This is a genomic window from Methanocorpusculum bavaricum DSM 4179, from assembly GCF_000430905.1.
Lineage (GTDB): Archaea > Halobacteriota > Methanomicrobia > Methanomicrobiales > Methanocorpusculaceae > Methanocorpusculum > Methanocorpusculum parvum.
The window spans coordinates 18,222-31,319 of record NZ_AUMX01000019.1 but is presented as its reverse complement, the minus strand read 5'-3'; the positions used below and the strand labels follow the sequence as shown (position 1 = coordinate 31,319).

The 13,098-nt window shown below is 41.9% G+C and carries 11 protein-coding genes; 9 read left to right on the top strand and 2 right to left on the bottom strand.

What is annotated here, in order from left to right; genetic code table 11:
• Positions 1–800: IS1634 family transposase (locus H575_RS06065; RefSeq protein WP_042699484.1), on the bottom strand; the 800-nt coding region annotated here is incomplete at its 3' end.
• 222 nt (positions 801–1,022) lie between these two features.
• On the opposite strand from H575_RS06065, the gene H575_RS06060 reads away from it, so the two are divergent.
• The gene (locus H575_RS06060; protein ID WP_052319989.1) at positions 1,023–2,159 is read left to right on the top strand and encodes a glycosyltransferase family 2 protein; all 1,137 of its coding nucleotides are present in this window, start codon (positions 1,023–1,025) and stop codon (positions 2,157–2,159) included.
• 431 nt (positions 2,160–2,590) lie between these two features.
• A complete protein-coding gene (gene galU, locus H575_RS06055) occupies positions 2,591–3,451 on the top strand; it encodes a UTP--glucose-1-phosphate uridylyltransferase GalU (protein WP_042699480.1) in 861 nt (286 codons plus the stop codon).
• A gap of 381 nt (positions 3,452–3,832) precedes the next feature.
• On the opposite strand, the gene H575_RS06050 is transcribed toward galU, so the two are convergent.
• Positions 3,833–4,255 (bottom strand): GxxExxY protein, encoded by a 423-nt coding sequence (locus H575_RS06050; RefSeq protein ID WP_042699478.1) that lies wholly within the window; start codon positions 4,253–4,255, stop codon positions 3,833–3,835.
• Between the two features lie 508 nt (positions 4,256–4,763).
• Between H575_RS06050 and H575_RS06045 the strand changes: the two genes are divergently transcribed.
• The 7 genes from H575_RS06045 to rfbB all read left to right on the top strand — a co-directional run bounded on the left by H575_RS06045 (position 4,764) and on the right by rfbB (position 13,035).
• A complete protein-coding gene (locus H575_RS06045) occupies positions 4,764–5,957 on the top strand; it encodes a nucleotide sugar dehydrogenase (RefSeq protein ID WP_042699475.1) in 1,194 nt (397 codons plus the stop codon).
• A gap of 248 nt (positions 5,958–6,205) precedes the next feature.
• Positions 6,206–8,173 carry a hypothetical protein gene (locus H575_RS06040; protein ID WP_042699472.1) on the top strand — a complete coding sequence of 656 codons (1,968 nt, stop codon included), beginning with the start codon at positions 6,206–6,208 and terminating at the stop codon, positions 8,171–8,173.
• A gap of 169 nt (positions 8,174–8,342) precedes the next feature.
• Positions 8,343–9,398 (top strand): TDP-N-acetylfucosamine:lipid II N-acetylfucosaminyltransferase, encoded by a 1,056-nt coding sequence (locus tag H575_RS06035; RefSeq protein ID WP_162139404.1) that lies wholly within the window; start codon positions 8,343–8,345, stop codon positions 9,396–9,398.
• 54 nt (positions 9,399–9,452) lie between these two features.
• A complete protein-coding gene (locus tag H575_RS06030) occupies positions 9,453–10,553 on the top strand; it encodes a DegT/DnrJ/EryC1/StrS family aminotransferase (RefSeq protein WP_042699468.1) in 1,101 nt (366 codons plus the stop codon).
• Between the two features lie 6 nt (positions 10,554–10,559).
• Positions 10,560–11,132 (top strand): acyltransferase, encoded by a 573-nt coding sequence (locus tag H575_RS06025; RefSeq protein ID WP_211213862.1) that lies wholly within the window; start codon positions 10,560–10,562, stop codon positions 11,130–11,132.
• Entirely contained in the window at positions 11,129–12,013 is an 885-nt protein-coding gene (gene rfbA, locus H575_RS06020; RefSeq protein ID WP_042699464.1) for a glucose-1-phosphate thymidylyltransferase RfbA, read from the top strand. Before H575_RS06025 ends, rfbA begins: the two co-directional genes overlap by 4 nt.
• Positions 12,010–13,035, top strand: coding sequence for a dTDP-glucose 4,6-dehydratase (rfbB, locus tag H575_RS06015; protein WP_042699460.1), 1,026 nt, complete (start codon positions 12,010–12,012; stop codon positions 13,033–13,035). The genes rfbA and rfbB overlap by 4 nt, the downstream gene beginning before the upstream one ends.
• Positions 13,036–13,098 lie beyond the last annotated feature (63 nt).

Genomic DNA, 13,098 nt, shown 5'->3' with positions numbered 1-13,098 from the left:
GAAAGCGCGATCGTAAACCGCAATCCATGTGCATACAGATCAGAAACGTTTGTCTTGCTGCAAAAACCTCTGTCCATCACCAGATGCAGTTTCTTATACGCCAGCCAGTCAAACACCGTCAGATTCTGTTGTAATGTGGAGACATTATGAATACTTCCCGGATACGTATGGAAATACACCGGAATACCCGTTTTTATGCCGACAACCATGCCAAGATTGACCTGTTCCAGGTTTTCTTTGTCCCGATTGTATCCGTATTTGACCGTTTTGATAAGGCTGCTGTATGATGAGATGGAGGTGATGTCTAAGGCAAAGTATTCGTTTTCCCGGATTTTGTGTGCCCAGTACTGGAAAAATTCCATCTGGGTGTCCCGGTTGAAGTCAGGAAGCATCTCAAAGATCCGCTGTGCGGGGAAGCGTTCGTTGAGCGGGGTGATGTTGCGTTCTGTCCACTGTTCACAGTGCGATAAGGCGTTCCCTTCAGCAAGGAGGTAGTAAGCACAGGTCAGGAGTTTCTCCCAGTGGTTAGGATAGACTTTTTTCAGTGCTGAGACCAATCCGGTTTTTTCTCCCGCATGATCAAAGAGCAGGCTGCATCCGGCAGATTTTGCGATTGCGGTTTGTTTCGTGCTTTCTTTTCGTTTTCTGTTGGGAAGGATTTCCCCGGTTTCGGGGTCGAAGTGGCCGATGACTTTTCGGTCGCAGATGCAGGTTTTTCTTTCTTTGTCCCAGCGGGATGTACTTTCTACAGCATAGGTTTTTCCGGTTTTTTTGTCGTACTGTTTGATGATGGAAGTCATTTTTTGAGGGGTGGTTTTGTTTGTAGATATATTGGTCATCCATAGATAAAAACATATCTTTAACTATGAATGGGCGCGAGGAGTTGGCACTTGAATCTGGGGTTTTTTTGGAAAAGAGGGAGGATTTGGCGGGGAGGGGTGTAATCTAGGTTAAGAGAAGCGGGGGATTAGGTTATAATAGGTAAAGTTAAAGCCCTTCATCAATAAAAGATATAATGACAAATGTCTTTCACACCAAAAGTATCTGTTATCATTCCAGTATTCAATGTTGATTTATACCTTAGACAATGTCTTTCTAGTATTTGCAATCAAACCTTAAAAGAAATTGAAATAATTTGTGTTGATGATGGATCTACTGATAATTCACTAAATATATTGAAACAATACCAAACAAATGATCCACGAATAATTCTTCTTCACCAGGCAAACAAAGGGGGTGGGGCTGCTCGTAATCTTGGGCTTAGGCATGCCACAGGAGACTATCTTGTATTCTTGGATTCGGATGATTTTTTTGAGTTGGCATTTCTTGAAAAAATGTATGCCCGAGCAATAGAGACCGGATCTGATTTGATGGTTTGTCAATATAGGAATTATCACACTGTCACACATCAAGTCTCAGTTCCACTGGGCATTTCCTCATATAATCTTCCATGTCTGGAGAAATTCTCTTATACTGATATTTCCAAATCCATATTTATGAATTTTAGTTTATTCCCTTGGAATAAATTATATTCTCGGAGTATGATTGAGAAAAATAATTTAAAATTTCAAGAAATACACCACCATAATGACAATTATTTCAGTGCCATGTCTATTGTTTCTGCAAATCGAATCTCTATAATATTAGAACCATTTATATATTATCGACGAGGAATGAAGACCAATACGCAATCTCGAAACTTTGAACATCCATATGATTTTTCACTTGCAATTACTGCAATTTGTCAATCATTAAAGGCATATAATATTTATGCTAGAGTCGAGCCAAGTTTTCTAGAATACGTTTTATTCACCTGTGCAGTTCAAGAAAAAAAGTTGCGAGGTTACCCATTACATAAGGAGGTTTGGAATTACATACTTAATACGTTATTCTCTGAATATAATATCACAAATCTTCCATCGTCATATTTTTATAATAAAAAAGGATATTGGGATTTTTTAAAAATCAGAGATCTTTCCTATCCTAGCCTCATAAATCAAACATTAGGTGTAATTACACGTTTTATTATTTCTCATCCACTTCACTATTTAAGATATATATTCTATCTCTTCATCATTGGAATTAGGACAATACGTCATGATGGTTTTGTTACAACGATACAGCATGCTCAGGTTTTTGTTAGGTCACTCAAAATATAGGGCTAAAACTCAATTTATGGGCAACACCATGACATAGGGTTGACGTGAAAGACATAAACGGCAACTAAATCTTTACGTGTTTCACGTTAGTACAAATATTTACCCTAGTGCCCTTCTGTGAATTCAATATGATGGATGCGACCTACCCATAGTATCCCACACACCAACTCAAGGGACAAAAAATAAATCCCATCATCTCGATGGCTTCCATCAGAACTGCATGATTTTACATTTCAATCGATCCTGCCCCCTCTTGCCCACTCAATCATAAAACCGTTTGATTTTATTTCCGGATGAACAATAATGTCAGCCACGCTAACCCAAACCTACCCAAAGGACCAGCTCCACGCCATAACCTCTATACACCCCAAATTCCAACATAATATCCATCCATGATCCAATACATCGTATACAAAAAAGGAGACGAATAAATGAAACAAGTCCGCAAAGCCGTCATCCCTGCAGCAGGCTGGGGCACGCGCTTCTTCCCGATCACCAAAGCGATGCCCAAAGAAATGGTCCCGGTCGTAGACAAACCGGTCATCCAGTATGTCGTCGAAGAAGCGGTCGCCTCAGGGTGCGATGACATCCTCATCATCACCGGAAAAAACAAACGGGCTATAGAAGATCACTTTGACAACGCACCCGAGTTGAATGCGCATCTGAAAAACAGCGGGGATCTGGAACTGCTTGCCGAAAGTGAAAAACTCGCTGATCTTGCCGACATCCACTTCATCCGACAGAAAGAACAGAAGGGCCTTGGAGATGCCATTCTCTGTGCCAAACAGCATGTCGGTGACGAGCCATTCACTGTTCTTCTGGGCGATACGATCTGCATCCCGGATGCCGGGGCAAAGCCATGCACTGCGCAGCTGATCGATGTGTATGACAAATATCATCTTCCCGTCATCGGCGTCGAAACGGTTCCCGAACATAAGATCAAGGACTACGGGATCATCGACGGCGTGCTTCTCGAAGATAGACTCTATCAAATCAATGACATCATAGAAAAACCAACACCGGAGGAGGCGCCGTCGAATGTCGGAGCAATGGGCAGATACCTGCTGACCCCGGATATCTTTGCTATTCTTGAGGATACAAAACCTGGGAGAAAAGGAGAGATCCAGCTGACCGATGCACTGAGGCGTTATGATGCATCACTTGGGTATGTTTCTAAAAGTACGAGATATGATATCGGCGATATCCCCGGATGGATGGTTTCAAATCTCCAGCTTCTCCTGAAACATCCGATATATGGCGATCTGATCCGCGATGCGCTGAAAAAGATCTGAACCGTTGACGCTGCTCTTGGATTGTATCAATCCATTTTTATTTTTTATAAATCAACCACGATTGCAGGGGTTATAGCATCCTTTTTTGGGTGTGCTTTTCGATTTGGTCTATTGGATTCTTTGGATGTTACAATTCATCACACGAAATTCACGAAAATTTACACGAAAACACGAAAAACAGAGAGATCGATTGTTAGTTGATTGTGTATAGAACCCTCCCCCGCCCCCCACACGAAACCCTCGAATTCGCAAACCTTTGGTTTGCTCGGCTGAGATCGCCGGCTTCGCCGTCGATCCGCCAACAAAATGCACGAAAAGGGGGACAGGGGCGGATGAAAAAAAATTCTCTTTTCAAAAAAGGTGAGTGTATTGGAGTTTGTTTCACTCAAAATAATACGGCGGTTCCTCTTCCTCGACAGTAGAAAGTGATGCTCCTTTTCGGACGATCCTTTGCACGTACACTTTCGGGTAGGTACCAAAATTCACTAAGATTCCCAGATCGTATCCTCCGAGATTGAGATAGTTTATCACCTGTTTCTGTTCTTCCTCTGTGGTATTCAGTCGGGACTTCAGTTCAACAACGATTTGATTATAACAAACAAAATCCGGGGTATAATATCCGATCTCCTGACCTTTGTACACTGCAGGGATACGTTTCTGCGGGACAAAGGGGATGTTTCTCAGAGTAAATTCATGCTCCAGAGCTTTCTGATAAAATGATTCGATGAACGTGTTTCCAAGAGTTTTGTACACTTCAAAAATAGCACCGAAGATTGCATAGGATTCGTCTTTGTAATAGAGCATTATCTTTTATTTTATCAGCCCATCCTAATAAAAATCACCCCGTTCAAGTAAATTAATTGGTCAACACGCAAAGTTTTCCTCTACCCCTGTCCCCCTTTTCGTGCATTTTGTTGGCGGATCGACGGCGAAGCCGGCGATCTCAGCCGAGCAAACCGAAGGTTTGCGAATTTGTGAGTTTCGCGTGGGGGACGGGGGAGGGTACTATACGTGTCCAGCCCAACTGATTTATTTCTTTTCGTGTTTTTGTGATTATTTTCGTGGATTTCGTGTGATGAATGCGCGCAATCAATAAAAATCCCTTACACGAACTCGAAGTGCTTCCAAAAAGGAGTAATATGAATCCTACCGTCCATGAAGATTCTGCTGTAGATGAGCCTCCCGGACTGCTCATATAAGCCTCAATAATAAGGATGTTTCCACCGTGTCGGGATCCGTTAAGGAGATTTGCTTCGCTGTGATCCGGCAAAAATCCCATACTCTATAACTTTGTAACTGAAATACTATAGGTATGAAAATCACTGTCGCAGGAGTAGGATATGTCGGACTTTCCCTCGCTGTGCTTCTTGCACAGAATCATAGTGTCACTGCAGTGACCACTACACAGAAGAAAGCCGACTTAATCAACGCGAAAAAATCCCCGATCACCGATCACGAGATCGAAGAGTACCTCGCGCATAAACCTCTGGATCTCACCGTCACGACTGACAAGGAAGCGGCCTACCGGGATGCCGAGTTCATCGTGATCGCCACCCCGACCAATTACGAAACAGCCACCCATCACTTTGATACTTCGGCCGTCGAAGACGTCATCGAAATCGCCAAGCGCGTGAACCCGGATGCCATACTCATCATCAAATCGACCGTTCCTGTTGGCTATACAAAAGCAGTCAGCGAAAAATACGGGCTCGATACCATCATCTTCTCCCCGGAGTTTCTGCGCGAAGGAAAAGCACTCTATGATAACCTGTATCCAAGCCGCATCATCGTGGGCGCACCAACTGATAATCCCGCACTCCGGACAGCTGCAGAGCGGTTTGCCGCCCTCCTCAAGGAAGGCGCGATCCAAAAAGACATCCCTGTCCTCATCACCGACCCGACGGAAGCAGAAGCAATCAAACTCTTCGCAAACACCTACCTTGCTCTGCGCGTGAGCTTCTTCAATGAACTCGACACCTATGCGGAAGCGAAGGGCCTCGACACCAAGCAGATCATCGACGGTGTATGCCTCGATCCGCGTATCGGCGGTCATTACAACAATCCGTCATTCGGATATGGAGGGTACTGCCTGCCGAAGGACACGAAGCAGCTTCTGGCAAACTTCACCGGGGTTCCAAACAAAGTTGTGCGCGCTATCGTTGAGTCCAACGAGACACGGATGGATGTTATCGCAGACCGCGTTCTGGAAAAAGCCGGCGGTCTTCCGTGCACCGTCGGCGTGTACAGGCTCACCATGAAGTCAGGATCGGATAACTTCCGTGCGTCGAGCATCCAGGGGGTCATGCAGCGTCTGCAGGCTCTGGGAGCAGATATCATCGTCTATGAGCCGACACTGACGGAGGATATGTTTGGTTCCTGGCGCGTGGTGCACTCACTCAATCAGTTCAAAAAGGATGCTGCGGTGATCGTGGCAAACAGATTTGATCCGGAGCTTGAGGATGCGATGGATATGGTGTATACAAGGGATCTATACTTCAGGGATTGAGATAGGGGGATGGTGGCAGAAGATCCGCTCTTCTGTCATGGCACTCCATAATAATTGTGTGGTCACATAGATGATGGTGGATAATAAAAAAAGGATTGTGTGGGTATTATATATCTCAATCAAGTGATGGAGCATGAACATAATGGCTATTCAGTTCAGTTATGAAAACGATGCAAAAAGCGAATAATGAGATTAGATAAGATTTTCTCATTATAGATACAGATATAAAAATCAAGGCTGGATGATCAATGCAGACGACAGAGACGAAATCCCAATCACTATTACTCATACTCCACTCAATCCTGAGGTTCATCCCGCATATCCTTTTAGTATCTTCCATTTTCATTTATATTGTTTTTGGGATTCTTGGAAGATCGGATGTGATGATAAAGGCGTCACCTGTTCTTATCCCATTGATTATCACTTCTCTCTTACTCATCATCTGGAAAAAACCATTTCAGCTATGTGACGAATCTAAATGGGTACTTAATCTCTCTCAAAAAACATTACTGAAACTCTTTTTGATTGCTTTATCGCTTCAGATCATCTGGTTAGTCATAGGAAACGGCGGATTGCTTCAGTTGATCCTGTTGTTGGTGATTTATTGTATAATTATTCTTCAGATGTTAAGTGATAAATTCAGCAGCTGGGTAATCATTACAGAACTGATCATTGCCACATCCTTGTTAATTCTCCCGCAATTACTGGTCTCAGGATACTATTATGGAGATACTGATCTTCTGGCGCATGCTAATTTAGCTTCGGCGATCACCTTCTCATCGCATCTGCTGCCAGCTGATATAGCTGGTCAGTACACTGCATTTTTCTTATATCATGTGCTAATTTCAGTATCTTCACTGTTTACATCTCTTGCGGTCAATGTCTCATTATATATAGTTTCAACAATCCCGGTTATCTGTACAATTCCTGTTGTATATCTCTTGGCCCGCATATTTACCAAATCAGAACGTGCCTCGGTATTTGCAGCATTTTTCTATTCATTGACTCCAATGTATCTCTCTGCCCTCCTAATACCTGCGCCGCGTGTGATGGCAACTGCGGCGTTTTTCATCATCCTCTATCTATTGTTCAGGAACTGGGGTGCGCATAAATTTGCTCCACTGATTCTGGCTGTTTGCATTACTTTATACATGACAATGGTACACCATGCTCAGTTGCCCCTGTTTTTTGTAGTAATGGCATTTTTGTGTTTTGGTTCATTCCTGTACTTCAGAAAAATTATTGCCGGCAATTATGGCGTGCTAATTATCTTTATCTCCATTCCAACATTGTATTTGATTTATAATTATCTGACAAATATTGTGTCAATTATAGAGATAAGACTGCTTGATCAGATTGATTCCGGTACTGTTTCATCAGTTATTATCTCAGAGGTCGGTGTTGTTGATCTACACAGTCTTTTGATTCTCATTTCTTCATCGGTATTAGTTATCCTGATCCTGATGGGATTGTATATGCTTCTCACACGGATTTCCTTCAGAAATAGAATGATGATATTAGCCCCGCTGATTCTTGTTATCTTTATATTTTTTGTTCCGGGGGTTATTGATATTTTTCCAACAGTAACTCAGGCATTTCAACTATATCGATTCCGGCTTATACTGATTGCACCCTTTGCCATAATCATGGGTTTTGGCTGTATAACTTTGCTTAATTTCATTGCAGAACATACGTCAAGAACAAAAATCGTCACGTCGGTAGTTGCTGTATTGTGTATAATTTTGGTTATTTCATCAGCATTTCTTGGTTATTCTCGTGACAATGAGATATTTTATGAAATTGATGGGTTGACGCCAATTGAAAATTATTTTGAAGAGAGCGATGTGGCGTTGTTTCAAAATATTGCATTATTTATCCCAAGTGGCACCTTGATCCACACTAATCGTGAATATCCGCGTTATTACTTCAGCAATGCAGGCATTCAGAAATATGGGCAGAGTTATTATCGATTTAATAGTATGCTTCCGACCTTTACAGAGAGGGATCCAGAGATAAGTTCTATGCATTATGTTCTATTCCCAAAATCGCGATATGATAGAATCGGATTAAAAATATATAACACAAAAGGTGCATTTGTGGAATCTACATATGAAAAGATAACCGCATCACCAGAGACGACGGCATTATTTGAGAACAATATGAGGTATTACAAACTCTTCTATGACAATGGTGATAGCCAAATATATAACTACTGATAACTTGTCACACTCATTTTAGAGAATGATCCTTAATCATATGAGATAGATTGGCACAATATATAACTTATTACTTCTAATCTAATAATCGTAAGTAGACATGGAGTTAATGAATAATAAGATTCAAATAATACATATTTTTTCTAAATCGATTTTCCTAAGATATTATATGGATTTTTTATCAAAAAATCATGATAATTCTGAACATAAACATATAATAATAACCACAACTAATGATTTGCACTCAAACACTGTGGTATATCCCAATACTTTCAATAAAAATGATATTGTAGAAATAGCTCCTCTCAACCACCTATCAATGGGGAGTATAATAAATTTCTTACATATTTGGCAATTGCTACGTAAATCTGATTTAGTAATTTGTCATTCATTATCCTATTATTCAATCCTATCATTCTTAATCAATCCCTTATTACTTTCAAAAACCGTGTGGGTTATCTGGGGTTATGATCTTTATGATTATCGTACAAAAAATACCTTATCCTATATGGGTAAAGTATTCTTTGCACTTAAAAAAAGTATTGTTCGGCACATCCCCTATGTAGTTGCCCGCACTCCTGATTTTAAACTCCTTCAAAAATGGTATGGTTCAAAAGCAGAGCATTTGATTGTAGAACCCTTATACTCAGCGGGAGAATTTGAGATAGCACCTTTACACATAAGGGAGAATACAACATCTCCCCTCAAAATCACCCTTGGAAATTCAGCAACAGAAACAAACCGGCATATGGCAGCATTGGATTTATTAAGTAAATATAAAAATGAGAATCTTCAGATTTACATCCCGCTATCATATGGAAATCCAGAATATGCTAAAACTGTAGTGACCAAAGCAAAAGAGATCTTTGGAGATAAAGTGGTTGTTTTGGATCAATTTATGCCGCCGGAGGAGTACAACGAACATCTCTCTGAAATGGATATTGGGATTTTTAACCATAACCGTCAACAAGCCCTTGGAAATATCGCATATTTATTAGCGAGTGGGGCTAAGATTTACCTTAATAATGATAGTCCTCTCTGGGAGATTTATGATGAAATGAAATTCCATATTCACTCTATAAATACGATTCAAGAGATGAGTTATAATGACTTCTCATACTTAGATAAAGAAGAACTTGCTGAGAACTCAATGATGGCAAAAAAAATCTATAGTGAGAAACATGGTGTTGAATGTTGGACGAGAGTGTTTAATCTGGCAAAATAACAAGTAGATTTTGAAATAGTATAATCTCTAAAGAAGCCAAATATATTTATAATCATGCCTCCCATCCTCGTAACCCGCCCCACGCTCCCCCCCTTCGAGGAGTACACCGCTCTCATAAGTAAAATCTGGGAAAACCGCTGGCTCACCAATTCCGGCCCCCTCCACCAGCAGCTCGCCGGTGAGCTAAAGAAGTACCTCAACATCAGCAACATCTCCCTCTTCACCAATGGTCATTCTGCTCTTGAAGTTGCGGTTCACTGTACGCATCTCCCAAAAGGAAGCGAAGTCATAACCACTCCGTATACATTTGCCTCAACGACCCACGCGATCGTTCGAAATGGATGCAAACCGGTTTTCTGTGATATCTCCTATGATGATTACAACATAGACACCACAAAAATCGAGGAACTCATAACCGATAACACCTCTGCTATTCTGCCGGTTCATGTATATGGGACACCTTGCCATGTCGATGAGATCACCCGTATCGCAAAGAAGCATGATCTGAAAGTGATCTATGATGCAGCCCATGCATTTGGGGTTGAGATCGCTGGCCGCTCAGTATCCTCTTTTGGAGATGCAACGATGCTTTCTTTCCACGCAACAAAGGTCTTCAACACGATAGAGGGGGGCGCAGTCATTTCTCCGGATAAGCGCATAACAGATGCTGCAGACCAGTTTAAGAATTTTGGGATGGAAGGAAACGATGATTATATTGATGTGGGAACTAATGCAAAGATGAGTGAGTTTCAGGCAGCAATGGGTGTGGCAAATCTGAAATACGTTGATCAGAATATCGGCATTCGTAAAATATTGTGTGACAGATACACTGAACTGCTGCAGGGTGTTGAGGGTGTCAGAGTACTTGCACGTCCAAAGAATGTAAAATCGAATTATGCCTATTATCCTATTCTTATTGAAGAGGAGTATGAGTTGACACGTGATCAGGTGTGTGATAAGCTTGCAGAAAATGAAATTTATGCACGAAAATACTTTTACCCGATAGTTACTGAATACTCCTGCTATAAAGGAAAGTCTGGGTTTCCAAATGATTCAGTTGCAAAAGATGTTAGTATGAAAGTGATCTGTTTGCCGCTGTATGATACGATGGATGTTAGTATTGTTGATAAGATAAGCGCATTACTGGCACATTAAGTGAGTATGATGTCTAATTTTTATTCACAGAATGAATTAAATGAATTGGGATTGGAATTATTTGGTTCCAACGTCATGATTAGTAAAAAATCATCAATTTATTCTCCAGAATTAATTCAGATTGGCAATAATGTTAGAATAGATGATTTTTGTATCCTTAGTGGTCATATTCAGATACACGATAATATCCATATATCTGCCTATACCGCATTATATGGTAAATTTGGGATTGAGTTATGTGATTTCACCACCGTATCCGGGAGAAATATTATCTATTCTGCTACCGACGATTATTCTGGCTCATGTATGACAAATCCCATGGTTCCAGAAGAATATACTCATGTTACTGGAGGAAAGGTTACTCTGAAAAAGCATTCAATAATTGGTGCTGGTTGTATTGTTCTTCCAAATATAACGCTTGAAGAAGGAACCGCAATAGGGGCAATGAGTTTAGTTAATAGGTCAACAGATCCATGGGGTATATATGTTGGAATTCCTATTCGTAAAATCAAGGATAGAAAACAAAATCTCCTTTATTTAGAAAACGATTATTATACAACTAAACTGAGGAAACAATGAAAGGCATCATTCTCGCAGGCGGACACGGCACCCGCCTTTACCCGATCACCATCGCCGTATCAAAACAGCTGCTCCCCATCTACGACAAGCCGATGGTGTATTATCCGTTGTCCACTCTCCTCCTTGCAGGTATCAGAGAGATACTCATCATCTCGACACCTGAAGACATCGAGTCCTACAAACTGCTGTTGGGCGACGGCTCAAAGATCGGCGTATCCTTCACCTATAAGATCCAGGGTGCACCCAACGGCCTTGCGGAAGCCTTCATTTTGGGCGAAGAATTTATCGGCGATGCCAGCGTCTGTCTGATCCTCGGCGACAATGTTTTCTACGGTCAGGGATTTACTACAATTCTCGAAACAGCCAAAAAGAATACGTCCGGAGCAACGATATTCGGCTATCCGGTTTCGAATCCCTCAGAGTTCGGTGTTGTCGAATATGATGCATCCGGAAAAGTCATCTCCATCGAGGAAAAACCGGCGAAACCAAGATCCAAATATGCCGTTCCCGGTCTTTACTTCTATGACAATGATGTTGTGGAGATCGCAAAAAATGTCAAACCATCTGCGCGCGGTGAGATCGAGATAACATCAGTCAATAATGAATACCTGCGCCGGGGGCGCCTCCATGTTGCCATTATGGGGCGCGGTATGGCATGGCTCGATACAGGAACCCCGAAAAACATGTTGCTTGCAGGTAAATATGTTGAGATCGTCCAGGAGCGGCAGGGATACTACATCTCCTGTATCGAAGAGATCGCATGGCGCCGTGGCTTCATCAATGATGCCCAGCTGCAAAGACTTGGTGAAGAGCAGAAGCAGACTGCATACGGCCAGTACATCCTTTCGCTCTTAGAGGACAAACAGAAGGGATTTTTATGAAAACATATCTCGTTACCGGAGGTTGCGGTTTCATCGGAGCAAATTTCATCCATTACATGTTTGAGAAGTACGGGGATTCGATCCGCATCATCAATCTGGATAAACTCACCTATGCAGGCAATCCTGAAAACCTCAGAGATATCGAATATCTGCGCAATTATGTTTTTGTCAAAGGTGATATCTGTGACAAACACTTAGTCAATGACCTTTTCCAACAATACGAAATATATTACGTGGTCCATTTCGCTGCGGAAAGTCATGTCGATCGTTCGATCGAATCAGCGGATGAGTTCGTGAGATCTAATGTCCTAGGAACGCTCACACTGATCGATGCGGCAAAACGTGCCTGGGAAGCAGGCGAAACCTATCGTGAAGGTGTCAAATATCTCCAGGTCTCGACCGATGAAGTCTACGGCTCACTTGGCGAAACAGGATACTTCACTGAGGTTACACCACTCGATCCGCACTCTCCTTATTCCGCATCCAAGGCATCGGCTGATCTGATGGTCAAATCCTACATCGACACCCACAGGTTCCCGGCAAATATCACCCGGTGTTCCAACAACTATGGGCCATATCAGTATCCGGAGAAACTGATCCCTCTTCTTATCACGAACTGTCTGGAAAAGAAGCCGCTCCCCGTCTACGGTGACGGGATGAACATTCGTGACTGGCTCTATGTTGAGGATCACTGTCGTGCGATCGATATGGTTCTGCATAACGCTCCTTCAGGAGAGATCTATAACATCGGCGGTCATAATGAGAAGACCAATATCGATATTGTAAAGTTGGTTATCGGCTATCTGCATGATACCTACGATTCAGGGATCGATGAGTCTCTCATCACCTATGTTACTGACAGAAAGGGGCATGACCGGAGGTATGCGATCGATGCTGATAAAATCGGTCATGACCTTGGTTGGGAGCCTGAAACTATGTTTGCTGAGGGTATTGTGAAGACGATAAGGTGGTATCTTGATAATCGGAAATGGCTTGACGACCTGAAAAATACAAACATCTGATAAAAACACATATCACAAGAGCAATCACCCATATATAATATAGACAATACATCAGACCAAATA